The organism is Endozoicomonas sp. ALB115, from assembly GCF_049310245.1.
In the GTDB taxonomy this organism is placed as follows: Bacteria; Pseudomonadota; Gammaproteobacteria; order Pseudomonadales; family Endozoicomonadaceae; genus Endozoicomonas.
Map to the genome: position 1 here is coordinate 98,586 of NZ_JBLYZG010000001.1, position 26,021 is coordinate 124,606.

General features: G+C 50.0%; 32 protein-coding genes. 7 read left to right on the top strand and 25 right to left on the bottom strand.

Features of this window, described 5'->3' with window-relative positions; translation table 11 throughout:
• Positions 1 to 107: 107 nt before the first annotated feature.
• From purB to mnmA, 3 genes are all read right to left on the bottom strand, one after another.
• Positions 108 to 1,478 (bottom strand): adenylosuccinate lyase, encoded by a 1,371-nt coding sequence (gene purB / locus ACO6VE_RS00390; RefSeq protein ID WP_422444955.1) that lies wholly within the window; start codon positions 1,476 to 1,478, stop codon positions 108 to 110.
• A 174-nt stretch (positions 1,479 to 1,652) separates the two neighbouring features.
• Positions 1,653 to 2,264, bottom strand: coding sequence for a high frequency lysogenization protein HflD (gene hflD / locus ACO6VE_RS00395; protein WP_422444953.1), 612 nt, complete (start codon positions 2,262 to 2,264; stop codon positions 1,653 to 1,655).
• A 57-nt stretch (positions 2,265 to 2,321) separates the two neighbouring features.
• Positions 2,322 to 3,443, bottom strand: coding sequence for a tRNA 2-thiouridine(34) synthase MnmA (gene mnmA, locus ACO6VE_RS00400; RefSeq protein ID WP_422459101.1), 1,122 nt, complete (start codon positions 3,441 to 3,443; stop codon positions 2,322 to 2,324).
• A gap of 310 nt (positions 3,444 to 3,753) precedes the next feature.
• Here mnmA and icd point away from each other — a divergent pair, with 310 nt between their 5' ends.
• From icd to clpA, 3 genes are all read left to right on the top strand, one after another.
• Positions 3,754 to 5,010, top strand: a complete 1,257-nt coding sequence (gene icd / locus ACO6VE_RS00405; protein ID WP_422459103.1) for an NADP-dependent isocitrate dehydrogenase — start codon at positions 3,754 to 3,756, stop codon at positions 5,008 to 5,010.
• A 388-nt stretch (positions 5,011 to 5,398) separates the two neighbouring features.
• A complete protein-coding gene (gene clpS, locus ACO6VE_RS00410) occupies positions 5,399 to 5,755 on the top strand; it encodes an ATP-dependent Clp protease adapter ClpS (protein ID WP_101748546.1) in 357 nt (118 codons plus the stop codon).
• A 20-nt stretch (positions 5,756 to 5,775) separates the two neighbouring features.
• Complete coding sequence (gene clpA, locus ACO6VE_RS00415; protein WP_422444949.1) at positions 5,776 to 8,085, top strand: ATP-dependent Clp protease ATP-binding subunit ClpA; 2,310 nt, start codon at positions 5,776 to 5,778, stop codon at positions 8,083 to 8,085.
• Positions 8,086 to 8,122: 37 nt separating this feature from the next.
• On the opposite strand, the gene infA is transcribed toward clpA, so the two are convergent.
• The 3 genes from infA to aat all read right to left on the bottom strand — a co-directional run bounded on the left by infA (position 8,123) and on the right by aat (position 9,867).
• Positions 8,123 to 8,341 (bottom strand): translation initiation factor IF-1, encoded by a 219-nt coding sequence (infA, locus tag ACO6VE_RS00420; RefSeq protein WP_020583463.1) that lies wholly within the window; start codon positions 8,339 to 8,341, stop codon positions 8,123 to 8,125.
• A gap of 102 nt (positions 8,342 to 8,443) precedes the next feature.
• The gene (locus ACO6VE_RS00425) at positions 8,444 to 9,151 is read right to left on the bottom strand and encodes an arginyltransferase (RefSeq protein ID WP_422444946.1); all 708 of its coding nucleotides are present in this window, start codon (positions 9,149 to 9,151) and stop codon (positions 8,444 to 8,446) included.
• Positions 9,151 to 9,867, bottom strand: a complete 717-nt coding sequence (gene aat, locus ACO6VE_RS00430) for a leucyl/phenylalanyl-tRNA--protein transferase (RefSeq protein WP_422444944.1) — start codon at positions 9,865 to 9,867, stop codon at positions 9,151 to 9,153. The genes ACO6VE_RS00425 and aat overlap by 1 nt, the downstream gene beginning before the upstream one ends.
• A 389-nt stretch (positions 9,868 to 10,256) precedes the next feature.
• On the opposite strand from aat, the gene ACO6VE_RS00435 reads away from it, so the two are divergent.
• Positions 10,257 to 10,637, top strand: coding sequence for a hypothetical protein (locus ACO6VE_RS00435; RefSeq protein ID WP_422459105.1), 381 nt, complete (start codon positions 10,257 to 10,259; stop codon positions 10,635 to 10,637).
• Positions 10,638 to 10,671: 34 nt separating this feature from the next.
• Here the strand turns inward: ACO6VE_RS00435 and ACO6VE_RS00440 are convergent, their stop codons facing one another.
• Positions 10,672 to 10,797, bottom strand: a complete 126-nt coding sequence (locus ACO6VE_RS00440; protein ID WP_422444942.1) for a hypothetical protein — start codon at positions 10,795 to 10,797, stop codon at positions 10,672 to 10,674.
• An 85-nt stretch (positions 10,798 to 10,882) separates the two neighbouring features.
• On the opposite strand from ACO6VE_RS00440, the gene ACO6VE_RS00445 reads away from it, so the two are divergent.
• Together ACO6VE_RS00445 and ACO6VE_RS00450 are read left to right on the top strand one after the other, a co-directional pair.
• Positions 10,883 to 11,161 (top strand): 4a-hydroxytetrahydrobiopterin dehydratase, encoded by a 279-nt coding sequence (locus ACO6VE_RS00445; RefSeq protein ID WP_422444940.1) that lies wholly within the window; start codon positions 10,883 to 10,885, stop codon positions 11,159 to 11,161.
• Positions 11,162 to 11,782: 621 nt separating this feature from the next.
• Positions 11,783 to 12,298 carry a hypothetical protein gene (locus ACO6VE_RS00450; protein ID WP_422459107.1) on the top strand — a complete coding sequence of 172 codons (516 nt, stop codon included), beginning with the start codon at positions 11,783 to 11,785 and terminating at the stop codon, positions 12,296 to 12,298.
• Between the two features lie 2 nt (positions 12,299 to 12,300).
• On the opposite strand, the gene ACO6VE_RS00455 is transcribed toward ACO6VE_RS00450, so the two are convergent.
• Both ACO6VE_RS00455 and ACO6VE_RS00460 read right to left on the bottom strand, forming a co-directional pair.
• Positions 12,301 to 13,113 carry a DNA adenine methylase gene (locus ACO6VE_RS00455; protein WP_422459109.1) on the bottom strand — a complete coding sequence of 271 codons (813 nt, stop codon included), beginning with the start codon at positions 13,111 to 13,113 and terminating at the stop codon, positions 12,301 to 12,303.
• Positions 13,114 to 13,319: 206 nt separating this feature from the next.
• A complete protein-coding gene (locus ACO6VE_RS00460; protein ID WP_422459111.1) occupies positions 13,320 to 13,535 on the bottom strand; it encodes a hypothetical protein in 216 nt (71 codons plus the stop codon).
• Positions 13,536 to 13,744: 209 nt separating this feature from the next.
• On the opposite strand from ACO6VE_RS00460, the gene ACO6VE_RS00465 reads away from it, so the two are divergent.
• Positions 13,745 to 14,224, top strand: a complete 480-nt coding sequence (locus ACO6VE_RS00465) for a hypothetical protein (protein ID WP_422459113.1) — start codon at positions 13,745 to 13,747, stop codon at positions 14,222 to 14,224.
• Here ACO6VE_RS00465 and ACO6VE_RS00470 read toward each other — a convergent pair.
• The 16 genes from ACO6VE_RS00470 to ACO6VE_RS00545 form a co-directional block, all read right to left on the bottom strand.
• Entirely contained in the window at positions 14,221 to 15,231 is a 1,011-nt protein-coding gene (locus ACO6VE_RS00470; RefSeq protein WP_422459115.1) for a contractile injection system protein, VgrG/Pvc8 family, read from the bottom strand. The two genes, ACO6VE_RS00465 and ACO6VE_RS00470, sit on opposite strands and share 4 nt — an antisense overlap.
• Positions 15,232 to 15,245: 14 nt before the next feature.
• On the bottom strand, positions 15,246 to 15,401 hold the full coding sequence (locus ACO6VE_RS00475; RefSeq protein WP_422459117.1) for a hypothetical protein: 156 nt from the start codon (positions 15,399 to 15,401) through the stop codon (positions 15,246 to 15,248).
• A 19-nt stretch (positions 15,402 to 15,420) separates the two neighbouring features.
• On the bottom strand, positions 15,421 to 15,855 hold the full coding sequence (locus ACO6VE_RS00480) for a phage tail protein (protein ID WP_422459119.1): 435 nt from the start codon (positions 15,853 to 15,855) through the stop codon (positions 15,421 to 15,423).
• A gap of 13 nt (positions 15,856 to 15,868) precedes the next feature.
• Positions 15,869 to 17,482 carry a hypothetical protein gene (locus tag ACO6VE_RS00485; RefSeq protein ID WP_422459121.1) on the bottom strand — a complete coding sequence of 538 codons (1,614 nt, stop codon included), beginning with the start codon at positions 17,480 to 17,482 and terminating at the stop codon, positions 15,869 to 15,871.
• 145 nt (positions 17,483 to 17,627) lie between these two features.
• The gene (locus ACO6VE_RS00490; RefSeq protein ID WP_422459123.1) at positions 17,628 to 18,056 is read right to left on the bottom strand and encodes a phage tail assembly protein; all 429 of its coding nucleotides are present in this window, start codon (positions 18,054 to 18,056) and stop codon (positions 17,628 to 17,630) included.
• 93 nt (positions 18,057 to 18,149) lie between these two features.
• The gene (locus ACO6VE_RS00495) at positions 18,150 to 18,653 is read right to left on the bottom strand and encodes a phage major tail tube protein (protein WP_422459125.1); all 504 of its coding nucleotides are present in this window, start codon (positions 18,651 to 18,653) and stop codon (positions 18,150 to 18,152) included.
• Positions 18,646 to 20,145: a phage tail sheath subtilisin-like domain-containing protein gene (locus ACO6VE_RS00500; protein ID WP_422459127.1), complete on the bottom strand. Its 1,500-nt coding sequence runs from the start codon at positions 20,143 to 20,145 to the stop codon at positions 18,646 to 18,648. Before ACO6VE_RS00500 ends, ACO6VE_RS00495 begins: the two co-directional genes overlap by 8 nt.
• 110 nt (positions 20,146 to 20,255) lie before the next feature.
• A complete protein-coding gene (locus ACO6VE_RS00505; protein WP_422459129.1) occupies positions 20,256 to 20,969 on the bottom strand; it encodes a hypothetical protein in 714 nt (237 codons plus the stop codon).
• Complete coding sequence (locus ACO6VE_RS00510; RefSeq protein WP_422459131.1) at positions 20,969 to 22,009, bottom strand: hypothetical protein; 1,041 nt, start codon at positions 22,007 to 22,009, stop codon at positions 20,969 to 20,971. The genes ACO6VE_RS00505 and ACO6VE_RS00510 overlap by 1 nt, the downstream gene beginning before the upstream one ends.
• 36 nt (positions 22,010 to 22,045) lie before the next feature.
• Positions 22,046 to 22,600 (bottom strand): phage tail protein I, encoded by a 555-nt coding sequence (locus tag ACO6VE_RS00515; protein ID WP_422459133.1) that lies wholly within the window; start codon positions 22,598 to 22,600, stop codon positions 22,046 to 22,048.
• Positions 22,593 to 23,672, bottom strand: a complete 1,080-nt coding sequence (locus tag ACO6VE_RS00520) for a baseplate assembly protein (protein ID WP_422459134.1) — start codon at positions 23,670 to 23,672, stop codon at positions 22,593 to 22,595. Before ACO6VE_RS00520 ends, ACO6VE_RS00515 begins: the two co-directional genes overlap by 8 nt.
• Positions 23,669 to 24,007: a GPW/gp25 family protein gene (locus tag ACO6VE_RS00525; RefSeq protein WP_422459136.1), complete on the bottom strand. Its 339-nt coding sequence runs from the start codon at positions 24,005 to 24,007 to the stop codon at positions 23,669 to 23,671. Before ACO6VE_RS00525 ends, ACO6VE_RS00520 begins: the two co-directional genes overlap by 4 nt.
• A 2-nt stretch (positions 24,008 to 24,009) precedes the next feature.
• Positions 24,010 to 24,588 carry a phage baseplate assembly protein V gene (locus tag ACO6VE_RS00530; RefSeq protein ID WP_422459138.1) on the bottom strand — a complete coding sequence of 193 codons (579 nt, stop codon included), beginning with the start codon at positions 24,586 to 24,588 and terminating at the stop codon, positions 24,010 to 24,012.
• Positions 24,572 to 25,144 (bottom strand): hypothetical protein, encoded by a 573-nt coding sequence (locus ACO6VE_RS00535; RefSeq protein WP_422459140.1) that lies wholly within the window; start codon positions 25,142 to 25,144, stop codon positions 24,572 to 24,574. Before ACO6VE_RS00535 ends, ACO6VE_RS00530 begins: the two co-directional genes overlap by 17 nt.
• Positions 25,137 to 25,658, bottom strand: coding sequence for a hypothetical protein (locus ACO6VE_RS00540; protein ID WP_422459142.1), 522 nt, complete (start codon positions 25,656 to 25,658; stop codon positions 25,137 to 25,139). Before ACO6VE_RS00540 ends, ACO6VE_RS00535 begins: the two co-directional genes overlap by 8 nt.
• The gene (locus ACO6VE_RS00545; protein WP_422459144.1) at positions 25,655 to 25,978 is read right to left on the bottom strand and encodes a head-tail joining protein; all 324 of its coding nucleotides are present in this window, start codon (positions 25,976 to 25,978) and stop codon (positions 25,655 to 25,657) included. Before ACO6VE_RS00545 ends, ACO6VE_RS00540 begins: the two co-directional genes overlap by 4 nt.
• Between the last annotated feature and the right edge of the window lie 43 nt (positions 25,979 to 26,021).

A 26,021-nucleotide genomic window follows, 5' to 3' on the forward strand; every position in this document is an offset into this window, starting at 1 on the left:
CGCTCTCAATCAACCGGTTAGCTGGTTAATTGAGAGCGTTTTCTCTATTGGGTCAACGATTCTCCCTGATCTTCTTTAACATTATTTTTGATGACTATTTGTCAGTGTTAAATAGCCAGAGCCTGCTCTACCGCATTACCAACATAGGTGGCTGGTGTCAGCGCTTTTAGCTCGGCCTTTACATTGGCAGGAAGCTCCAGACCATCAATAAACGTTGCCAGAGTCGCTTTGGTAATGCCTTCCTGACCACGGGTCAGTGCTTTCAGCTTTTCATAAGGCTGTTCGATACCATAGCGGCGCATGACGGTTTGAATGGGTTCTGCCAGCACTTCCCAGGCGTTATCAAGGTCTTGCTGAAGACGGGCAGGGGAGGCTTCCAGCTTGCCAATGCCTTTCAGGGTCGCCGCGTATGCAATCAGACTCTGACCCAGACCAACGCCCATATTGCGCAGCACGGTGGAGTCCGTCAGATCGCGCTGCCAGCGGGACACCGGCAGTTTGGCAGCAAGATGCTGCATAATGGCGTTGGCGATGCCCAGGTTACCTTCAGAGTTTTCAAAATCAATCGGGTTGACTTTGTGGGGCATGGTGGAAGAGCCTACCTCACCGGCAACCGTCTTCTGCTTGAAATACCCCAGAGAGATATAGCCCCAGACATCCCGGTCAAAGTCGATCAGAATGGTGTTGAAACGACAGATGGCATCATAAAGCTCAGCAATGTAGTCGTGGGGTTCGATTTGGGTGGTGTAGGGGTTCCACTCCAGACCCAGACTGGTAACAAACTGCTCGGCATGTTCAGCCCAGTCCACTTCCGGGTAGGCCGACAGGTGGGCATTGTAGTTGCCGACAGCACCATTGATTTTTCCCATGGGGACAATGCTTTCGATGTGTTTCAGCTGACGCTTCAGGCGGTAAGCCACATTGGCCATCTCTTTGCCCAGGGTGGTCGGGGAGGCGGTCTGGCCGTGGGTTCTGGACAGCATGGGCTGGTCGGCATGGGTCCTGGCCAGCTGTTCAATGGCTGTGATGATGTTACGCATCTCAGGCAGCACGGCTTCGCTCATACCGGTTTTCAGCATCAGGCCATGGGCGAGGTTATTGATATCTTCCGATGTGCAGGCAAAATGGACAAACTCACTGATCGCTGACAGCTCATCATTACCCTGAAAGCGCTCTTTGATCAGGTATTCCACCGCTTTCACATCGTGGTTGGTGGTGCGCTCAATCTCTTTCACCCGCTCAGCTTCGGCCATGGAGAAACTACTGACCAGACTGTTCAGCAACTGGCTGGCTGGTTCAGACAGTGCCGGAACCTCGGTAATGGCAGAATGGCTGGCCAGAGATTGCAACCAGTGAACCTCCACCGCAACCCGAAAGCGGATCAGTCCATATTCACTGAAAATGGTTCTGAGGGATTGGGTCTTATCACCATAACGTCCATCAATGGGAGAGACGGCGGTCAGTGCATTCAGCTCCATGTTTTATGCCTTAAGCTCGGGGGAAAAGGGCGCATGATAACGGATCCCTCTGTCAGATTCTAATCATTGGCCGGTTGGCCTGAAGCAGAATGCTGATCAGGAGGGAGATCACAGGCAGTTTTCCGATGCAGTGGATGGGTCAGGCACCGGGAAGTGCCCTTTGAAATTCAGCTATTACAGTCGCTTGAGGCCATCAAGTAACTTGCTTCGGCTGATGAACAGGTGCCAGCGACTGCCACCACACTGACGCCAGAGGGCGGCAGAGCGGATACCGGCTAGCAGGATGGCTCTGATCCGGTTAGCGTTAACCGGGTTCTGCAGGTGACGCATATCGCCAGCCACCTGTATCCGGGTTTTAAAGGTGCTGATGGTATCCAGGTAGATGCTGGCCAGGCTGGCAATCACATTGTCATGCAGCATGCCAAAATGTTCGACCTGTTCTTTGGTTCTGTTGAGACGCTCACCGATGGTGTTCAGCATCTTCCGGTTACGACTCAGCTTTTTCTCAATGTGAATCAGGGCCAGGGCATAGCGGATAACATCCCCCTGAATCGCGGAGCTGTCCCTGCTTAACACGGACTCCAGGGTTTTTCGCCCCTTGGACAGACCATTGAAACCACCGTAAACTTGGGAGACATCATCCGGTGAGGTGACAAAAATACTGTGGATGGATGGGGTCAGAGCCTCTTCACTCCATTGCCCGGTCCTGGCCAGCTTGTCTACCAACTCTGCGGCCTGGAACACGCCAGATAATGCCGCCGCCTGGTCCTTTGTAGAATATCGCACCAATCTTCTTCTCTGGGATTTCCGTTGTCGTTGATAAGATTTTCAGGTTCGTGAAGGTCAAGCTGACGCTTGTGTTCGTGTTTCAATAACACCGCCGCCAAGGCAAACATTCTCACCATAAAGGTCATCATAAAAGACCACCGACTGGCCCGGGGTAACTGCCCGTTGCGGCTGATCAAAGATAACCCGGTAATCACCGCTGGCTTCCTGGGTAAGCGTGCAATCCTGATCCTGCTGGCGATAACGCACTTTTGCCTTGAGCTGACAGGGCATCTGTGGCGCTTTTCCTGAAACCCAGTCGATGTGCGAGCAGGTCAGGCTATCTGAGAAGAGCAGGGGGTGATCCTTGCCCTGGCCAGCGATTAGCACATTTCTTTCAAGGTCTTTATCAAGTACATACCAGGGCGCTTCATCGGCATTTTTCAGTCCGCCGATCCCAAGCCCCTGTCTCTGGCCAATGGTGTGGTACATCAAACCCGAGTGTTCACCAATCACCTTGCCATCTTCCGTTTCAATAACGCCAGGTTGTGCTGGCAGGTACTGCTGCAAAAAGTCCTTGAATCGGCGCTCGCCGATGAAGCAGATGCCGGTGCTGTCCTTTTTGTTATGGGTGATCAGACCGTGCTCTTCGGCAATGCGTCGAACTTCAGTTTTTTCCAGGTCACCGACCGGAAAGAGAGTGCGGGCAATCTGTTGTTCGCTTACCGCATGGAGGAAGTAGGTTTGATCTTTACTGTTATCAACCCCTTTCACCAGATAGCTATGACCATCACGATCCACACGACGGCAGTAATGCCCCATCGCTATGTAATCGCTGCCGAGGGTGAATGCGTAATCCAGAAAGGCTTTGAACTTGATCTCTTTATTGCACAGGATATCCGGATTCGGAGTTCTGCCGTTTTTGTATTCATTGAGAAAATGTTCGAAAACATTATCCCAGTATTCAGCGGCAAAATTGGCTTTATGTAAATGAATGCCAAGTTTGTCACAGACGGCCTGGGCATCGGCCAGATCGGTCATTGCGGTGCAGTATTCAGACCCGTCATCTTCCTCCCAGTTCTTCATAAAAAGTCCTTCCACCTGGTAGCCCTGCTGTTGCAGAAGCAAAGCGGATACGGACGAGTCAACACCGCCGGACATGCCAACAATCACTTTGGTTTGGGAGGGATGTTTTATCACTGGGGTATACTGCCACCTGTCAAAAATAGCTGGCCATTTTACCTTTCCCGCTAAATAAGCGCCATACCGATGGAAATTTATAGTGGTAAACGCAGATGGCGGTTTCGCTTTTGTAACAAAACTTCGTTTATTCCTGGCTAAGGATGGTATATGGTATACGCGTTTTTGTGCGGTCAGCTTGCCGTTGTCAGCAGTGCTTTTATCCTGCTGACACTGCTGTTGGATATGGCTGCATGCTTTAAATAACGACAAGAAGCGTTGAACCAGTCTTTGATCTGGCTAAACCGATGATTAGAGAACGGAGTTGATAATGGGATACCAAAAGATCAAGGTGCCTGCCAACGGTGACAAAATCACTGTCAACGAGGACCTCTCCCTGAATGTTCCCGATACCCCTGTCATACCTTATATTGAAGGTGACGGTATTGGTGCTGACGTTTCACCAGCAATGCTGAAAGTTGTTGATGCTGCTGTGAAGAATGCCTACAAAGGGCAGCGCAAAATCGAGTGGATGGAGGTTTTCTGCGGTGAGAAGGCTACTCAGGTTTACGACGATAACACCTGGCTTCCGGAAGAAACACTTGAGGCTCTCAAAGAGTATGTTGTCAGCATTAAAGGCCCACTGACAACGCCGGTTGGTGGTGGTATTCGCTCGCTGAACGTGGCTCTTCGTCAGGAGTTGGATCTGTTCGCCTGCATTCGTCCTGTGCGCTGGTTCAAGGGTGTGCCAAGCCCGGTAAAAGAGCCGGAAAAAACGGATATGGTGATCTTCCGTGAAAACTCGGAAGATATCTATGCAGGTATCGAGTGGCAGGCTGGCAGTGCTGAAGCCGAAAAGCTGATCAACTTCCTGCGCAATGACATGGGCGTTACCAAAATCCGGTTTGAGCAAGATTGTGGTATTGGGGTCAAGCCTGTTTCAAAAGAGGGCACCGAACGTCTGGTGAAGCAGGCAATTCAGTTTGCCATCGATAACAACCGTAAATCCGTTACCCTGGTTCACAAGGGTAATATCATGAAGTTTACGGAAGGTGCCTTCAAGGATTGGGGCTATCAGACAGCTGTTGAATACTTTGGCGGCCAGCCTCTGGATGGTGGTCCATGGCATACTGTCAAAAACCCGAATACCGGTGAAGATATTGTTATCAAGGATGTGATTGCTGACGCTTTCCTGCAACAGATTCTCCTGCGCCCGGCAGAGTATGATGTCATTGCCACCCTGAACCTGAATGGTGACTACATTTCTGATGCGCTTGCTGCCCAGGTAGGTGGTATCGGTATTGCTCCTGGTGCCAATATCGGTGCGCCAACGGCCGTTTTTGAAGCCACCCACGGTACTGCTCCAAAGTATGCAGGCCAGGATAAGGTAAACCCGGGTTCCGTCATTCTTTCTGCTGAAATGATGCTTCGACACCTGGGTTGGAGTGAGGCGGCAGATCTCATTATCAAGGGTATGGATGGTGCTATCGGTGCCAAGACCGTTACCTATGATTTTGAGCGACTGATGGAGGGTGCAACGTTAGTCAAGTGCTCAGAGTTTGCCGATGAAATAATTAACCACATGTAAGTTTTCAGTTAACTTTTCATCAGTTAAAGCCGGAAATTCATTTCCGGCTTTAATATTTTATCCCCCCTTTTTTTATTGTACTTTCCACGTTTATCTCCTGTTGTTGTGAGTCGCCCGATCAATTTTCGAAAGTCGGTCATTGTGATTTGCTCCAGTATCTTTAGAATGAGAAGAGAAATCCTGGCAAATTTGTCAATTTCTTAGTAGGTGTGCACTAATTTATCTTCTGTCATCAAATGTCTGTAAACCGTGCCGATCAGTATTTTGTGCTCGTTGTTTTTATGATTAGCTTTTATGATTGGCAGTAGTAAATACTTGCGGTGCCCTGAGTGTGCTGTTGGTTACCAGACAGTTAAGTTACAAATCGAAGGTTGGCAGTCATAAAACCATGAGTAATCTCGAACTGTTTCGTCTAAGCTTGCAAAAAGAGGGAGAGGAACAGGAAGGTGATCTGAGCGTTGCAGTCGTTCCGGAAAAAACCAGACTGGCTCCCCCTCCCATGTATCAGGTCTTGCTCCTGAATGATGATTTTACACCAATGGATTTTGTTGTTGAGGTACTGGAGAAGTTTTTCAGTATGCCAGAAGGGAAGGCGACTCAAATTATGCTGATGGTACATACCCAGGGAAAAGCCGTTTGTGGTGTATACAGCAAGGATGTCGCGGAAACCAAGGCTCAGCAGGTTAATGAATATTCCAGAGAAAACGACCATCCCCTGCTGTGCAAGACAGAAAAGGCCGATTAGCGTTTTCAAGGTTACACCATATGCTTAACAAAGACCTCGAAGCAACACTGAATAATGCATTTAAAGACGCCCGCGATAATCGTCATGAATTTATGACGGTTGAGCATCTTTTACTTGCTTTGCTTGATAATGAATCCGCAGCCAGAGTCCTGGTTTCCTGCGGAATTGATCTTCATAAACTTCGCCAGGACCTCACTGAGTTTGTCAGCTCAACGACCCCATTAATCCCCGGCGATGACCATGAGCGTGAAACGCAGCCAACACTTGGCTTTCAGCGAGTACTGCAGCGTGCTGTTTTTCATGTGCAAAGCTCCGGTAAAAAGGAAGTGACCGGTGCTAATGTACTGGTCGCTATTTTCAGTGAGCAGGAAAGCCAGGCTGTCTACTTCCTGAAGCAACAAGATGTGGCCCGCATAGACGTTGTTAATTTTATTGCCCACGGAATATCCAAGACGCCGGGTCAGGAGCTCGAAGAGCTTGGTCATGATCTGTCTGATGATATGGAGCCGGAGAGCAACAGTGGTGGCAGCAGCAAGAACCCCCTCAAACTGTATGCCACTGATCTGAATGATCAGGCGCGTCTTGGCAGAATTGATCCCCTGGTTGGTCGGGCTGAAGAAGTAGAGCGGGTCTGCCAGATTCTTACCCGTCGCCGGAAAAACAACCCTTTGCTGGTTGGCGAGGCCGGGGTAGGGAAAACGGCCATTGCTGAAGGCCTGGCCCGTCGGATTGTTGATGGTGACGTGCCTGAGGTTTTGTCCAAGGCTGTTGTTTACTCCCTTGACCTGGGTTCGCTTCTGGCCGGGACCAAGTATCGTGGTGATTTTGAAAAGCGTTTCAAGCAGTTACTGAGTGAACTCAAGAAACTGGATCATGCGATTCTCTTTATCGATGAAATTCATACCATCATTGGTGCAGGTGCAGCTTCTGGCGGAGTGATGGATGCCTCAAACCTTCTGAAGCCAATGCTGACTTCCGGCGAGCTGCGCTGTATCGGTTCTACCACATTCCAGGAGTTTCGTGGGATCTTTGAAAAAGATCGGGCACTGGCAAGAAGATTCCAGAAAGTGGATATTGTCGAACCCAACGTTGAAGACACCTTCCAGATACTGCTGGGACTGAAGAAGAAATTCGAAGAGCATCATGCTATCAAGTATCAGGATGAAGCCCTGAAAGCGGCGGCCGAACTGGCAGACCGCTACATTAATGATCGTCATATGCCCGATAAAGCCATTGATGTTATTGATGAAGCAGGGGCGTATCAGCGGCTTCAGCCTGAGTCCGAACGGAAAAAAGTTATTGATGTCGATGATGTGGAAAGGATTGTCGCCAAGATGGCCAGGATTCCGCCAAAGTCTGTCTCTTCCTCTGACAAGGAATTGCTTGGCAAGCTTGAGCGCAATCTGAAAATGGTGGTGTTCGGACAGGACGAGGCGATCACTTCATTATCCACTGCTATCAAGCTTTCAAGAGCAGGCCTCAAGGCACCTGAAAAACCCGTTGGCTCCTTCCTGTTTTCCGGACCAACCGGTGTCGGCAAAACAGAAGTTTGTCGCCAACTGGCAAAGGCCCTGGGTATTGAGCTCGTGCGCTTTGATATGTCTGAGTATATGGAAGCCCACACTGTCTCACGCCTTATAGGGGCACCCCCGGGTTATGTCGGGTTTGACCAGGGCGGTCTGTTAACAGAGGCCATCAATAAAACGCCGCACTGTGTGCTGTTGCTCGATGAAATAGAGAAAGGCCACTCCGATGTGTTTAACCTGTTACTGCAGGTTATGGATCATGGCACCCTGACGGACAACAATGGTCGTAAGGCTGATTTCAGAAATGTGATTCTGATCATGACCACCAATGCCGGTGCTGAAAACATGACCAGAAGCTCCATGGGCTTTCTTGAGCAGGATCATACCACTGACGGCAATGAGGCCATTAAGAAAACCTTCACGCCTGAATTCAGAAATCGTCTGGACGCCATTATTCCTTTTGCCTCACTCAATGATGAAATTATCAAGCATGTGGTTGATAAATTCCTCACTGAACTCCAGGCTCAGCTGGATGAGAGGCGCGTGCAGCTGGATGTTGATGACAAGGCTCGCAGCTGGCTGGCGGAGAAAGGGTTTGATCGCCAGATGGGTGCAAGGCCTATGGGGCGGGTTATTCAGGAACACTTGAAAAAGCCCATGGCGGAACAGATTCTGTTCGGAAAGCTTGCCGAGCATGGTGGTAATGTAAAAGTAACCGTTCGCAAGGGAGAGTTGTACCTCAAGTTTGAGGCAGCGAAAAGCCGTGCTTCCGATCTGGAGGCAATTGATGGTGGGGCAGGTTAGAAGACAGCGGGTAGGTGCTCAGGGGTGAGCACCGCTGTTAGCGAGAACGGTAAGTGATACGGCCTTTCGTCAGGTCGTATGGCGTCAGTTCTACCTTTACCCGGTCGCCAGTCAGAATGCGGATGTAGTTCTTGCGCATTTTTCCGGAGATGTGCGCGGTAACAACATGGCCATTTTCCAGTTCTACACGAAACATCGTATTAGGAAGGGTGTCAATAACGACACCCTCCATTTCCAGACTCTCTTCTTTTGCCATTAAATAACTACCTCAAAGGGGTTGGTACGGCTTGGTTAAATTTGTTGGGCATTCTGCCTGAAAACAATTGGTAAAGCAAAGCACCCTTTACTGTCAGTCGTATTATTTCAGTTGTCGCCATTCCTGACTGACATAAAGCTCCAGAGGGCGGTATTCGATTTTGTAATTCATTTTCTGGCATTTCCGGATCCAATAACCCAGATGGAGATAGGGTAGCCCGAGTTTTCTGGCATGATCGATAAGCCATAAAATACAATATCGACCAGGGCTGCGTTGTGAGCAATCCGGATCGTAGAAGGTGTAAATTGCGGAAAGACTGCTGCGTAAATGATCTACCACCGATACTGCAAGCAGTTGTCCGTCCAGACGGAACTCATAAAATGCGGTAAATTCGGTGCTTTCAACCAGAAAAGAGGTGTACTGGTCAATCGTTGCAGGATACATATCACCATCCTGGTGGCATTGATTGATATACTTTTCATAGAGCAGATAATGCTCATCCTGAAAGTCAGCAGACACCTTGGCAACCCTGAGTGCAGAGTTGCGATTCCAGGTCTTTCGCTGCGTTCTTCTCATTTGAAAGGCATCTACAGGGATTCTTGCCGGTATGCAGGCCCTGCAGCGGTTGCAGTGTGGGCGGTAAATATGCTGGCCACTTCGTCGAAACCCAACGTCGGCAAGATCACTGCACAACTCTTTGTTCAGCGGAATTTCCGGATCCATAAATAGTGTGGTTGCCTGCTCCTCTGGCAGGTAACTGCATTCATGGGGTTGTGTGGCATAAAATTTGATATTTTTGTACTGGCTCATTATCGAAGGTCATTCCATTGCCATTCCTGTTTCCAGTCTGAACAGGAAGGTGTCTGTGAGCAATAGCGGTCCAAATAATCTACAAATCTGGATCTTGAAATCAATTTTGCCCCAAGAGAGTCCAAATGGTCTGAATAGACCTGACAATCAATCAGTTCAAACTGCCAGGCTAAAAGTTGTTCAGAAAGGGCTGCCATGGCGATTTTGGAAGTATTGCTCTCTCGGCTGAACATGGATTCCGCGAAAAAAATTCGCCCTTGAGCTACCCCATAAAGCCCTCCAACCAGCCTGTCTTCTTGCCAGACCTCAACAGAGTGTGCATGCCCGGCATCATGCAAAGCTGTGTAGGCGTCAATCATCTCATCGGTAATCCAGGTTCCTTCTGAGTCCCTGCGGATACTTGAGCAGGCCGTTATAACCGCTGCAAAGTCGTCATCAAAAGTAACCCGGTAGAGCTCTTTTCGCAGCAGCTTGCGTAATGATCTGGATAAATACAGCTCTCCCGGTTTCAACACCATTCGTGGGGAGGGTGACCACCATAAAATAGGATCGCCCTCATTAAACCAGGGAAAAATGCCTTGCTGGTAAGCCATTACCAAAGTGTCCACCGCAAGATTGCCCCCAATAGCCAAAAGCCCGTCCGGCTGTTTAAGCGCATGCTCAAGGGGAGGAAAGCTGATAACATGGTCCGGCAAAAGTGTTATTGTCTCAGGCATTGTCTAACGTGTTGTTTTATCAAGCTGTTGAGTGCATTGGTGCGGTATCAGGATTACTGCTCCCATCAGAATACCCTATAACCCGGGCTTAGCCCATGAATTTGCAAGTTGGCCATGTATGGCTGCAATTTGGTAAAAAATTCCCTGGACAGGCAAAGTTATCTGTTCATTTTTCAGATAAGCCTTTCAATATGTCTTTTTATGTATTAGACTCCGCCACCTAGTCTACTGATATTCTGCTTTTAACCAGCCGCTTAATGAAGAATAACTCATATCTTCTTAATATTTCTCTCGCTTCAGTGCGTAACTCTCGCGCTGGTGGAAGCTTTTTATTAATTCCTATCTTATAAAACTCCCCGGAGGTAATCGAATCTATGGGTACCCTGAGCATGGGCGGAAGCATTGATACAAGCAGTGAAATGGATATCATTGAACAGCAACGCCTGGCAGCTCTTATTGAAATTACAGAGCAACACAATCGGGAAGTAAGCCAGCTCAAATCGCGCCTGGAAACTGCCGAGAAGAAAGCTGAAAAAGCTGCTGCCCAGCTGAAAAACATGGAAAATGAACTGAAAGATCTGAGAGCCAGCAATCCTGATCGAATGAAGAAGCAGATCAAGCGTCTTCAGGAACAGAATCGCACGCTTACTGGTGAAAACAGTGGTCTGAAAACCAAACAAAAGCAGCTTACCCAGCAGCTGAATACTGCAACTCAGGAGCTTGAGCAGCTGAAGTCTGAAGAGGCTGAAGCAGAAACTGAGAAGGCGTAATTCCTAACCTGGATTACTGGTGACTCCTGGCAGTTCAGTAGGCATCCGGCAACCGCTTACCCCGTGCTTTGGGTTGTTGCCGGTAAGGCACCGCAAGCTTCTTGCAGGTATAGACTGCCTCGCAGGGTCTGTGCACTTTCTCCACAGCATGACCAGACAATTTGCATACCTGCATTTCTGATGCCATCCCCTTATATTTGAATTAGACTGAATTTCGGTTTTTATTCAATAACAGGAGTGCACGTATGAATGACTGGGTTTCCTGTCAGTATGACAGCATTGATCATATTGAAAAATCCTTCGACTTTAAAAAATACTCTCGAGCTTTGGCATTCTGTAACGCCATTGCCTGTCTGGCCGAATCTCATGTCCACCATCCGCGAATTGTTATTGAGTGGGGCAAGGTAACTATTGCCTGGGGAACCCATCAATCCGATGAGGGCAGTGGCGTGCTGGCTATTGATCGGGCATTGGCACAGCGTTGCGATACTTTATATGAACAGATGAATACCCCTGTTTCCTGATTCTTATAGCTCTGGGTATTCTGCCCAGAGTTCGCTCCGTCTCAGTTCATGAATCGGTGCCTGTGTCCTCATGTTTTGAGAGTGGTTCTCCTTGCTTAAAATCACACGCCCAAATGGCGAGTGTGAGCCGTGAGCTATTGATTTCTTTGAATTTCTCTTAATATTATAAAATGATCTTAATCTTCAATGGACGTATTTTGATTCTGAATCATACTTACGATGCTGGTTTGATCGACTTCCCCCTACGAACAGATCAGTCTAGGTCAGTAATGACCTTGGTACTTGGATTGTGTACCTATGTTTCACTCCTAATGGTCTTAGCCCGTGTCTTCTTCCCCCAGAAGCGCGGGTTTCTTTTTGTCTGCCTTTTTCTTATGTATCAATGGCTTGAGAGGTGTCAATGTCTGCAATTGCAGACTATGCCTGTACGGTTGTACAAGTATATTTAAGCCTATTCTGGGCAGAAATTTATGTCAGAGTTATGTCATTGTGTACCAAAAATCAGCGCTTGTTACACATCGTGGTACATATGCCCAGTTCAATTCTGGTCGATACGGGATTTAATCATGGGATTGAAGGTCTAACCGATCAGTTATTTATTGCGTCAGGTGGGGGCGGGTTATGGCAACCTTTGTGGATATTGTTCAAGCGGATGGCAGTATAAAAATAAAAGCAGTGTGTCGGATCTGGAAAGAAGGCAAGCAGGTTTCAAAGTCCAAAACGTTTAAAACCCGACCGGAAGCCGAGGCGTGGGCGGGCAAGATTGAGTTATTGATGAAGCGGGAAAATACAAAAAGAACGCTCCACGGGATTGTCCAGCGGCTTGATCAACGATTTGAATCCTACGATGACGAATGCAGTTTGAGAACCATTGGGGAGTTTGTCGGGGTGTTTAAAACGGCGCTTGACCATTTCAAACCTCTGGAAGATACAACATTCCTAATGCTGAGATCGGATACCATTGAGGCTTTTTTTGAAAAACGAGTAGAGGAGGGAGCCAGCAGCAAAGAATTGTTATTTGAAGCGGAATTGTTGTTTTCTATCTTCAGGTATCGGGATGGTAAGGATAATAAGCGTAGTGCAAACCTGGTACAAATGGCTATTACCGCTTTGCGTACTCGAGGAATTATGGAATAACGTCACAGCTCAAATGCCTGCTGGCTAACCTGTCCCGTCAGGTGCTCGTTGGGTTGCCAGTTGCCATACACCAGCTCTACGCAGTCTTTTTGCCGACCACCTCCGCCGACGGTGTATTGGTAGTCAATCTCTTTGAGAAACATGTTGGAAAATACCGACCGGATATCTGGATGGTCATTGATACTGATGATCATCCTTCCTTTCATCGTTTTGGCCAGCGCTGCCATTCGTTCATAGTGCTCAAAATCAAACTCAACCCCATACCCTTCGGTTTGCCAGTACGGTGGATCACAATAGAAGAGGGTGCCTGGCCGGTCATACTTGTCTATAACTTTCTCCCAGAGGAGGTGTTCTATATGCGTATTGGATAACCGGAAATGAGTATCTGCCAGATCCTGCTCCAGAGAAAAAATGTTGAACCTCGGCCTCGAGGTAGCACTGCTGCCAAAGGTCTGACCACTCACCTTGCCACCAAAAGCGAGCTTTTGCAGATAGAGAAATCTTGCGGCTCTCTGAATATCTGTCAGGGTTTCTGGTTTGGTATCCAGTAACCATTGATAATTCTGGCGGCTGCTCAATGCCCATTTAAATTGACGGTAGAACTCTTCCAAATGGTTTTTAACCACCCGATAGAGGTTCACCAGTTCGCCATTGATATCATTCAGCACCTCCACTTCGGATGGTTCTTTCATAAAGAACAGGGCCGCAGCACCACAAAACGGTTCAACATAACAGGTGTGATCGGGGAACAGTGGCAGAATGTACGGTGCAAGTTTTCGTTTGCCACCAATCCAGGGTATTAATGGCTTAAACATGATGGCAGCCCATGAATTTGAGGTGGGGTTTCGATATAGTGCGAAGTCGCTCTTGTGTGGCATAATGGCGTCTGTCACCTGATCAGGCTTAGTAACCTGCTAATGGAGACGTCATCTTTCAGGACGACTGGCATTCTGTGCCGGGTGTCTTTGTGCCATACAAGAGCGTTTACGCGAAAGTGCAAAGGGGCTGCATTAGGGCTTTACTAAGCGCCCGGCTCCACCTCTTTTTTCAGTGACTTTTTTCTCTTTTCGTTTCGGTTAACCAGGCTTTCCAGTGCCAGGCTGGCCGTTCGGAATCCGCCTTTGGCAGTAAAGTCTTCTGTGGCTTTTTCCATGGTTTTCAGCATATCAATGACCTTGGTTAAATCATCGTTGTCCTGATCGGGCCAGAGTTCTGGCTCGGTGTGATTGTCGCTCATAATTTATCTCGTATGGGCGAGCAATCAGAATAGAGTAATCTTGGTTGGCTGGTTGGCTGGTTGGCTGGTTGGCTGGCTAAATGAGTGTAGCCCTTATACCGTATGGATTGTGAGCAGATTGCTAAACGGATGGGGGATTGTACGTTCTTGTTAGTACATAGTACAGGTGGCATTATTTTCTGTGATATTCATCAATCAGGATCTGCATTATGGGTAAAGCAAAAAAATGGGGCATCGGCATTGCCGTTCTATTGGTGTTGTCTTTTATCGGTAGCATGCTGCCGGAAAACAAAGAGAAGAAAGTGGCTGAACAACAGGCAGCTGTCGCTAATCAGCAGCTTGTAGAGACGATGACAGCACTGACACAGTTGCCAGATGTCGTGACAGAAAATGGTTTCACCCGTGATGTGGATGTTTCTCGATACTACATACACATCACAGATACCGCACCAGAGAATTTTGATAACGATCTGAAGTTTTCCCAGTCCTATTCGGCTGGAGCTATTCAAACTTATATTGATGCGTTAGTTAGTGAGGGGATAAATCCCAAGCAGGAAGAGCTTACAATCAGCCTTCGCCTGGTAACAAAAGAAAAAAGTGTGACAGGAAACGAGCAGTACCGGTCATTTGGCAGGATTGTCTATGATTACAACACTGACAATGTGACATGGAATGACGGCGCTGATTAATCACCAGGCTTAACCGCCTCCAGCGAATAGTTAAACCCACCTGTAGTCATGGTCAGTTGCGAACGGTTTATCCGCCACTGGCCATTGGCTTCCTTCCGAATACCGAACACATTCAGATTCGTTTCAGCCAACAGCAAAGTACCAAATGGCACCGGCCCTGACAGGCTCAATGTGGCATCGCTACGTTTGCTGGATTTAAGTTTCGATTGTGCGGCTTCTTTTGCCTGTGCCTGGTTGGCGTGAATCTTTTCAATATTCAACACCGGTTCACCTTCTCCCACTTTTTCAGTGAAGTATTGGGAATTGGTCACGTCATACCACTTGGCAGCCACAGAACCGTACTTGGTTCGGGTTGGCTGATTCAGTCGCCATATACTGACGTTACCAGGATATCCCAGCGCCACTGTTGGCAGGTTTTGACCACTGCTGTTCTTACCACTGTTGCGAGGGTTGAATACCAGAATATCCCCGACGATCTTACCCAGTGCATCGTGATCTTTCGCCAAGCGAGTGATCAGGTTGATATCGGATTCGCTTGTCTGATCCAGCTGATCAAACACGACTTTTTTAAACTGCTCCTGCACTTTCACCGTCAGTTTATGTTCACTGCCAATGGTTTCCAGAATGCCGGGCAGGTCAATATCTTTCCACGCTCGTGTTTTTTTCTCTTTCAATGCGCTGGTAAAGTTCGCACCATTGGCGGTTATGGTGATGATATTGCCACCCACACCGCCAGAGGGTTCTACTTCGTCCACGATCCAGCGGCCTGCCGGAATAACTGAGGCTTTGTCGCCTTGCTGATAGCCAAGTGCCACTTCCAGCATCACGCCCTTGGTGGGTAGTTCAATCAATTGGCCGGTGATCGGGTCGGGTGTATCTTCCAGTACTAACGTTAACTGGTCGGATTCATAACCGGCGGCATCGGTAATACTCAGGCTTTTGAATCGGCTGCGGATGGCCTCGGTGATTCTGGCGCTGTTGGCGTTGATTTCATATACGGGGGTCATTAATCAGCCTTCTTTCACCAGAGCTTCACGGATGCCGGTTCTGGTTTAGGCAGGTCTGGCAGTTCAATCAATAAGTTGGCAGGCAATATGGCAGGTTGTTCCCGCAGCCAGTAGTTGTGTCGGATCAAGGCTTGCAGGGTGACTGAATCATTGCGGTTGTAATACTTCAAACAGATCAAATCCAGGCAATCACCCGACTGCGTTCTGTATTGCGCTGTTGCCATAGCGGTCACCGTAAAAACTGAGAGATAAACTGAAGCTGATGGTTCGTGCCTGGTTGCGATAATCGAGGTTACCACTGGTTTCCTGACAACCGGTTACGCACCAGTACCCCAATACCTGACCAACGTCTTTAATATTGGTGACCAATAACAGCGGGTTACCTTTGCCCGCTTCTTTGGCAATCTCTTCCACAAAATACGCTTCACCAATTTCACCCGGGAAGATAATGCCGGACAGGCTCAGGGTCTGATCACCCAGACCAGTGAACTGTTTGGCAGGGTTTAACCCAAGCCGATCCTGGCTTGCCCATCTGAAAGACCAGCTGCGGTTGATAGAATCAACACTGGCGGTATCCAGTCCAAAAGCAAACCGCCCGAGTTGGGCGGTGGGTATCTGCATCATTGGAAAATAATCCTTAAATCATGCCCGGTGTCATATCAAACATAAAACCCCGGCTTTGTCTTGCCTGCTGTCGGTCACGCTCGTCCATTTTCTGCATAACGATATTGCCAATCTGCTCCGGATCCTGCCCGGGTTGGGTCTGTATGACCATGGAATTAGATGGGGAATAGTTGGTAGTGTTACCACCCACTGGTTTACGCTCTGGTAAGGCACTGCCCGAAGCAACAGAATCATCACCACCAAAAAGATCACCAATAACTGGAATGCTACCTAAAAATCCATCTCTGAACTCGACTACCTTCTCGGCAGCAGTGACCATCATTTCGACCATAATTCCAAGTGCTTCAATCACAGGAGAAATAATCGTCCACAGCAATTTGAAACCGGGAGCTATGGTTTTATAAATCAGCCCGCCAATACGGAATAGCACGCTGAACAGTTGTCCGGCTCCATTTGAGAATGCCTCGATGCTACCCTGATTGGCTTTTATCCATCCTCTCAGTTCTTCCATTCGTTTCGTTAGCCATGGCAAAGCAGGCCCCATTACCATTGCAAAAACAGCACCAATTGTATTCTTGATATCCAGCAGTGCATCACCAAAGGTTTCAGAGTTTCTGATAACATGATCAGGAATAATGTCTGCATCGTTTCTTAGTGCCTGCAATGCTTCCGAACCACCCTTGATGGTATTGACCATCTTGGCCGCCGACCCTCCCCAGAGCTTAATTGCCAGCTGTTGTTTATCGTTCTGGTTCTGTACCTGCTTCATGGCATCCGCGATTTTCATAATCTGTTGATCAGGGCTTAACTTATTGAGTTCACCGGCATTCAGGTTAAGAGCTGCCAATACATCAACCGCTTCACCAGTACCCAGCATTGCGGCTTCGGAAATTTTTTCTGCCTGATCCTGAAGCGCATCAATCATTTCATCGCCACCCATGCCGGTACGATCCGCAGCGTATTGCAATTCCTGCAGGGCTTTGGTGGTGACGCCCAACTGATCCGCCCGTTTGCCAATCACATCAAGGTTTTCAGCCATCCGAACGGTAGCAGCAAAACCTGCCGTACCAACAGCACCCGCAGCCAGACCAACCGCACCAATACCCGTTGCGGCTAATCCCAAACCACCCGCAAGGCCAGCACTGCCCCCCATAGCCGACACACCACGACCAACCATGGTGCCTTGCCCATAACCCATGGCACTGCGACCAACCCCGCGCAGTTTTTCCATGCGGGCGGTTTTTGCCAGCGATTGGTTCAGGGCTTCCTGTTGCTTTTCCGTCTGCTTGGCCTGCCATGCCAGCCGCTGTTCTTCCCTGGAAAGATTACGAATATCCACGCCGGCATTTTTAGCGGCTCGCTGGGATTGCTTCAGCTGCTTTTCAAGGCGGGTCTGAACATTCTTCATGGCCAGCGTATCGCCTTTGCCTTCGGCAATGCGCTGGTTCAATTTCTTCAGCTGGCTTTCGTACTTTTTAACCTCACGGGTACGGGCCAGCTGTTTATTGATCTTTTCGTAATTCTTGCCCAGGTCTTCACTTTCTTTCTGGGCCTGATCAAAGCTCTTGCCCAGAGAGCTGTTCACCGTCGCGCCGATGCCAATATTCAGGGCCAGCTTCTGTGCCATCACTTGTCCTCTTTTTTAGGCAAACCGTCCAGCCACCAGCGCAGGCGGGAAAGGGGCATGTTCATCAATTCGAGTTCTGACCAGTGGGTCCAGCTGTTCAAAATCAATAGCTGTTTGCGCAGCAGGCCGGGGTCGGGCAGGTACTTTATGGTAAAGCCGAAATTGGCGTAATGGCGTCCGGCACGGAGTTGGTAGTATCGCCTTCCGATGTCGCCGGCTCTGAATCCGAAGGCGCGTTTTCCCCCAGGGCGTATTCCCGTCTCAGCTTGGCGCGGTTGTCCGGATCGGCACGGAGAATCAGCAGGCCAATTTGTAAACGTTCATAGTCGCAGGCCGCCAGCTTGTCGATATCGTTGGGCGTCAGGTCGGTGAGCTCGCAGAGCAGAAACTGTTCTTTGGCAATGTCCCGAAGTTCCACATCGCCCTGAAACTTCTGGGAAGCCTGCAATGCTTTGCGAATATCCCCGGTGGTCGGTTCACGCATATCGACGGCTTTCAAGCGTCCTGCTTCGAGGTTGTATTCTCTTGTTAGTGGGATGTGTTCCAGGTTCTCTTGAAAAACAGTATCCAGCATATAGGTACCTCACTCCCGCAAGGCAGGAGTGCAGATCAAATTAGGGGAGGCATTCCCACGCGGAAGCATGGGATCAAGGGTTAGAGCAAAGGGTTACATTCCGAGAGATTTACGCATGCCAGACCAGATATCTTCACCGCCATCGGGCTTGAACACCACGGCCTTGATATCAATCTCCCGCACCAGTTCGTTATTCACATACTTGCTGTAGGCAGTAACGTGCATACGCTCGGTAATGGTGCTTTCACCGTCCGGTGATTTGGCGGACTCTTCAGAACGGGTAATCCGCCCCCAGAGCTCATAGCGAATCGGCACTTCATTACCGTCGTCATCCACGGCAGATGCCCGGTACTTGATGCCCACGTTGTTGCGGTGGGTGGCTTTGTAGGCATCAGCATCAGCGGTTTTCAGTGTCCAGGTGGCTTCCATGTTGGACACTCTGCCCATGGGGATTTCCAGCGTACCACCCACACCACCGGCGTTGTGTTCCTGCATCACCTCTTCAATAGCAGGCGGGGTAAATTCGGTGCTTTTCCCGATAAACCCGTAACCGTCTTTCGAGAAGACGCCCTGACGTTCATACACTCCGTTAGCCATTGCTGATCACCTCCGTGAGATAGTCAAAGTTCTGGGGGTGCGCGACAAAATTGAGCGACTCTGCCGGTGGTGGCACCATGTAATCAAAGTTCCAGAAGAACTGCCCCATAGCAATGGAGTCAGGTGAATTGAGTTCCGCATCGGCCCAGCACAATCCGTTGAGGATATGACCGGTGGCACGGAGTCGATTCAGGAAGTTCTGCACACCGGCCTGCACATCGTCCACATAGGTGGCGGTGATGTTGCGATCCATCGCCCACTGGTGCGCCTCAACCAGTGAATCGTAAATAATGCCTTTGGCTCGGCCCCAGTTTTCGAACAGTTTCTTCGGGTCTTCTGTCAGGCTTCGACAGCCCCAGAGCACATAACCACTGCCCGTATTCACTACCGTGGCAATATGGTTTTCGTTCAGGCGGTTGGCCGTGGTGTTCGGGTCATTCAGCTTAAAGTCAATATCCAGCACTGGCCCCAGTCCACCGACAACCGGCTGGTTCGACATTGTGGTGTGCCAACCATTGCTGTTATCGCTTTTTGCTCGCAGTCCGAGGGCATAGGCGGAGAAGGGGCGGTGTACTTCGCCACCCGTTGCTGTTCGCTCACGCCACCAGGTATGGAGCATCATGCCAAACTCAGTACCAAACTTTCGGCGGTAGCTGATGGCATTGTCGTAGTTAACGTTGTTGACGTTGTCGATGTAGCAGTAACCCCGAAGCCGTTCAGTCACGGTGATCATCTCATTGGCCGCCGCCTGATCTTGAGAAAAGCCGGGAATGCCAATAATCCGAGGGCTGTATCCGGTTTTGTTCTGAGCTTTCAGCAATGCCCACAACCCACGGCCCGTGGTACTGGAGCCAATGATATTGGTGAGGGTTTCCGCTTCGGTATCGCCTTCTGTCTCACGAACGACAATGCACAAATGACCACCAAAACGACCAATGATTTCCATGATCCATGGCAGGGTTCCGGAGCTTCCCAGCTTTTTGATCCGGCCCACTTCACTGGCTGATATGGCAACCGGCACACCTTCCGGAAACGGATCATCCTGACCACCGCCCAGGTAAAAGCTGGTGACCGGAATGACACCGGAGCCGGTAGATCCATCTGCCAGAGCAACCGTTGCCAGAGCCGTGGCTTCGGCCTTGGCATCGATGGCGGTTTTCAGTTGAGAGGCTGTGGTGGTTACTGCTTTGTCGGATCCGGTGGCCAGTGATACCCGAATTACCTGACCGGATACGGTAACGGCAATGGTCTGATTGGCGGTGCCCGGGTCTTCGGTGATGATGCGGATATTGTTTCCTGTATTGCCCTTGGCAACTGCTGTAAACAGCAGGGCACTATTGCCACTGCCCAACACGCCAGTTGCCGCCAGTGCGCCCTCAGCATCGGGCGCTGTGCCAACGATGCCAATGACGCTGGAGGCTACCGTGCGAATAGGACGGGCACCGGAATCATCTTCAATGATTCGTACCCCGTGCAGGTAGCGGTCGGTCATGGTGATTTTCCTTTGTTAATGGTTAGGGGGTACTGCGTTCTTAGAAAAAACAGGCACAAAAAAACCGACAGAGGTCGGTTGTATTTCTGGCTGGTTTTCCGGTTTCGGCGTTATCGTTTGACGACGCTGTACGCCTGCTGCTCATCGATGGCTGCAATGGCGGTGCGTTTTTCGTCGTCGGTCAGAGTGTTGTCAGCAAGGATCGCTTCCAGCTGCTTTTCAAGATTGTGGCGTATACCAAATATCTGGCCTGAAAAGGCATAGCTGTCTGCTTTGGCAATGATGCGCTGAACCAGCTCCGGCTTTGTGATATCCGTGCGGGTAGCCAGAATGTTATCAATCAGCTGGGTTGGTGGTTCCGGTGCTTCGCTGCTGGCTGTTTTCCAGTCCTGCCAGCGCCTTGCTTCTACTTCCTGTTTGTCCCAGCTGACCACTTCGGTTTTGGGGTAGGTGCTGGTGATGGGTTCCAGAATGGCGTTGGCAATTGTGTTGATGGAATGGAGTTTTTGGGTTGCCAGAATATCTAATGATGGTGGCGGTGGTTCGTCCAGTGCATCTTCTGGTGGTGTTTCACCTAGATTTTCTATTTTGTGAAAGCTGCCATCATGCAAGTAATACTCTTTACCTCTGAAGTCTGGTACCAGACACCAATCAGTCCTACTAGCATTAACTACCACTGTTTGATTATTGATGGCTTTAGGTGGTTTCGCAGACAATGTGTTTTTTGGCGGAACGAGGTATTTGTTAGGATGCTTTGGGTTTTTTTGAAGTGAGATTGGATTTAAATACTCACCAGTTTCATCGTCGTATTTATAGACACGCATTATATTTTTTCTCCGTGCCAAATTGCCAAGTATGATGATCTTGATCTTGGTTGGAACTGAGGACCAGTTGGAACTTCCCGTGAGGCATCAAACTCCAAATTAGAACAATAGAAACCAGATATTTGAGCTAATGCAGTAGTTGTTTGTTTTGAACCCTTCTTGAATGCTCCTCTAGCATCATTATCATTAAAAATAACGCCAGCACTTCCATGGGTGTTTGCACTTGCATTAAAGTCACCAGTAATGTTCATCATAGTATCTCTTTCGTAATCACCTGGTAATCGATTCGTTGAACCAATCGGACGAACAAAATCAGGCACATCCATCAAGATAATATTGTTCCCACTAATTGAAATAAACGGACTTCCAGATTTTGCTAACAACGGAAAATCAATAACGCCGTTAACAATAGTCGAACCATTTAAAGTAAAAAAACGGGGATCTTCCTTCCCCAAAAAATAAAGCTCATTTCCAACAATTCGATCAGTCAGCCCATCCTTTACCGAATCCCACCACGCTTTAAACTTCTGCACCGTGATCGCATCATCATTGATCAATGCCAGCATATCTTCCAGCGATGCTTTTTGAATAATCCCCGGAACCGTCTCCGTTGCCAATGGATTACTAAAATTGGCATCCCCCACCGTCACCGATCCGGGTGGAACATTATCCAACAACAGATCAAAAACAAAGGCACTATCACCAGAGCTGATTTTCCCAGGCCCATCTGTATCCGGCTGCAACCCCTTGGACCAGATTGCAAACAGCACATTACCGGCATACACCGAAACCTCATTGCCTTGATAGGTATCCGAACTCTGATCCGTCACCGCAATATGCACATACAATGGTGCCGGATTATCACCACCACCGGCAGGCAGTCGTTTAAACTCACTCTGCAAGGCCGTGGCCGTTTTATCCGGTGACCAGTTGCCCGTGCCATAGCCCACTTCGGTCAGCGTCAGCTGCACACCCGTGGCATCGGCATCAATTGCCGCCTGTCGTCCGGCATCGGTAATAATAAAATTCAGCGTGCTCATAGCGTTCCCTTTTCAGGCTGTTGTCAGAAGAATCGGTCAGGCAGCAGGGCAGCGGAACCGCTGCAGGGTGATGCAACGGCCGATGCCGATCATATTGAGAGACGCACCACCGGCAGTGCCATTCACCAGGGTAAAAGAGTCCGATGCCCGCACCGCCTTGAACACCGCCTTTTCCATGTTGTACTGAATCTCGGCCGTGCCGCCGGTGGCGGTGATCTTATACTGGCAGGGTGCCATGTCGTCCGGATAATCCCGGTATTCCCGAACGGTGGTGGTAACACCAAAACTGGCAGCGGCTTTCTTGATGCTGTAAATGGTGCCCTTGGTGCTTTGAATCTCGATGGCGTTCGCCACTTCCGAGCGTTTGATATGCTCCGGCCATTGATCGTCCCAGTCATCCAGCCCCAGGGCACTGGCCAGCCAGGGCAAAAGATGCACCGGGCACTGTTCAGCGTTCCATAAAGAACGGCAATCAAAATCCACCGGTAACAGCATGTCGGCGGTGATGGCTTCCATTGCCCGTTCCAACGGTGTGGCATTGGGGGGCAGCAGGCTGGTGTTGGTGTAGGGTGTTGACGTGCGGTCAGACACTGGCTTCCCTCACAGTAATGCCGGTGCAGTAAGCAGCCTGCCGGTTGTTCACCAGAATATCCGCTGCCGGGCTGATGATGTTGACGTTTTCCACACCGGCCAGACCAGCAGCATGGTCAATCTTGGCATGGCGGACACTGCTGCCAATCCGGTGCATCTGGTCGGCGTAGGCCTGCAGACGCTTTTCGGCCTCGGCAATGACCACGGCTTTATCCGGCCCGTCGTACATGGCGAGTTCTACCTCTATGGCGTACTCCATTATCTGGGCACTGCGGGTTCGGGGGCGGTCGTTACCGGGTCTGACTTTTTCATCATCCAGCGCGGTGGCCACGGTATCCAGCAGAGCCTTGCTGGCCTCACCATTCCCAACACTGCTTAATACCGTGATCGCCACATCACCGTACTGTGGTGCACTCAGGCCTGCATCGTAATCCAGCACAATATCATTGCCGGAGCGTTGGAACACTGGCCGGTCCACCATGGCATCTTTTACCGTGGGGTCGGCACTGAGGCTGTGATAGATATAGGACCCACGACTGCCAGCGGTGGTAATGGCCTCCGGCTTCAGTTGAATACGACGCCGGAAACTCTGGTTGCTTTCATAGGTGGGTGGCACCGGGGGTGTTGCCTGCGGATCGCCCGCATCAATCATCAGTCGTTTAACATTCAACAGTGCACCCAGCCCTTCCAGATCCGCATCCTGAGCATACTGCAAAAAGACCGACAGACTGCGCTGCTGGAATCGCTGCTGCTGAGTCATGGTCCAGTAAGCAGTGGTATTGGCCCAGCGCACAAAGGGGTGACTTTCCCTGTCCAGGTAAAGCAATGCCCCCAACTCCGTGGCGGGGACCTTGAAATATTGTTCGCCATTGTCACTGGTGACCAGTTCCGCTTCCAGAAAGACCGGCTGCTTGTATTGATCAAACAGCAATGGCTGAGATCCGGACAGGCGATCAATAATCTGTTTTCGTAATTGCTCAAAGTCCAGCTGTTCCACCACCGTGGGCGGTGGCAGTTCATCCAGCGGAATAGCGGCAAAATCATTGCCCGGCACTGCAGCGCTGTAGGTCATAGGGTAATGTTTTCCAGTTTCAGACGGGTGCCTGACAACGTATCCACCCCATAGATATGCAGGGTGACATTGCCCGGGGTGTGCATCACCGGTTCAAAACCAGTGACCAGAAAGTCAGGTTCCCAGCGGTTAATTGCTTCTGCCGCTTCGGAATAGAGTGCAGTCAACCAGGTCGGTGTCACATTTTTATCAATCAGTTCCAGAATGCGGCTACCAAAGTCACGACGCATGACGGTTGAGTTCACCGGAGTAGAGAGAATGGTGGTGACCGACTGGCGCAACCGATTTGCCCGATCCAGTTCAGCCCCGGTGTGGATATCGATAAATTCATTCATGGTTATTGCGTTGCACTGGGCGTGCTGGTCGGGCGTTCCTGGTTACCCGTGTGGGTATGGCCGTTGTAAATATCCCGATCTGCCGACATGCTCCGCTTGCTGTCGGAGATATTACCGGTGGCGTTGATATTGCCGTTTACCGTAAGGTCTCCGGTAAAGGTCAGACCACCACTGGCGACAATGTTGACCTTTGCACCATCGGGCAATAAAGCCGACAGTGTATGACTGCCTTTGTGATAACTGATCTTGGCCCCGTCGCTGAATTGCATCAGCGGATGATCGGGGTTGGTGCTGGGTGCCGGGGCATTGTCTGACCAGAGCGATGGCCCTACCACAGCCTGCTCGGTAATCCCCCCCGGGGAAAAGATCAGCACCTGTTCACCGGGGGATGGTAACCAGCTGGTGCGGTCATCCCCGGCACGACGGGTGCCCAGTGGTAACGGTTTGGTTTTCAATCCGTCGGCGGTGATGCAGATCACCCGGTCACCTTTAATGGAGTCAACCTTGGCAAACTGAATCAGGTTGTTCAGTAACCGGTATAACTCGCTGATGTCCCAATTCATATCACTGCGATTCATCATCAAACCCGGTCAGCTGTTGATAGTCCGGCTGGCTGGGCTTGCCGATGTCGGGAGATTTGCTGGCGTAGAGTGTTTCCGGCAGTGGTGCCGGTTCGACGGTTGGACCACCGATATAAAAGGTTTGTGACCAGGTAACGGCCCAGCTTTCAAAACCGCTTTTCTCCGGGCTGTATAACGCTGGCTGACAGTTGACATTGCCCGGCGTACCACAGGCATTACCCAGACCCCAGTGAGACAAACCCACCTGTTCCACCACCCGCATGAGTTCGGCGGCAAACTGTCGAATCTCCACCTGAACTTTGGGGGTTCGGGTACTGAGAATGCAGGTCAGGTTGCAGTCCAGGATAATGCCGGTTCTGCCGGTGCCGTCTCTGCCTTCCAGTGCCATGTTTTCAATAGAGAACAGTACACCCGGCGAGTTCACCGGCTTACGTTCAAAGGGGTCGTACTCTGCCACGGTATCCAGCTGGTTGGACTGGTCTTTCCAGTGATCGGTCACCGCACGCAGAATAGCGCCATGGATAGCCTCCATGGTAGTGTGCTTCTTTTCACTCATGGTTAATGGCGTAGTTCAGTTCTTGTTTCAGCAGTTCCATGAAACGCTTTTGGGCGGGGAGCTCCATGCGGTCGATGGCTTGCACTACCGGATCGTTAAAGGCGTAAACCGCTCTGGCAATGGGGAACCGATCACGGCCCACCCGATAGAAAACTTTGTTGTTGATGATGAATGCCTGGTAGAACTCACCAAAGCGCCCGATCTTGACACCCGCATCGGTTTTTACCGGTCTGCCCAGTTCATCGGCATAAATGGGATTAAGACCGATCCAGATATGGGTCACCAGTCCGTCTGACGTTCGTTCCTTACTGACAAAGATACGGCGATTGTCTTTCAATATTTTCTGGGGAATCTCCGATGCCCGGCTGACAATCAACCGGATTTGCCGCTCTGCCCAGGCGGAAAACTTGCGATCCGCTCTGGCGACTGCCCGACGGATAGCCTGTTCTTTGCCTTCCAGCCCTTCGGTCAGTTCGTTAACGGCCTGTTCAACATCCAGTTCGATGGTGGTCATTTCCACCGTCCGGTATCCGGGTCGTCCTGTCCTTCTGCTAATGGCAGCAACGTCACGCCATCGCCACTGGGTCTTGGTTTGCCGATGGTGTAAACGCTGTTGCGAATGGTGAGCACATCACCTTTTTGCAAACCACTGGCGTCCTGATCGGTCAGGGTTACTTCCGGTGAACGGTAATCCATCGGCAGGCTACCCAGTGCTCCTTCATTGGCAGGGAATTCAAAAACACCGGAAACCACACGACCATCGGGCAAACTGACCGGCTCGCCCAACCGACGGATAATCCGGGCATTATCAAAGCGGCTGACAAAATCGCTCATGCTTACCTCAAAACAGGCTGACGGATATTGATCCAATCAGCCT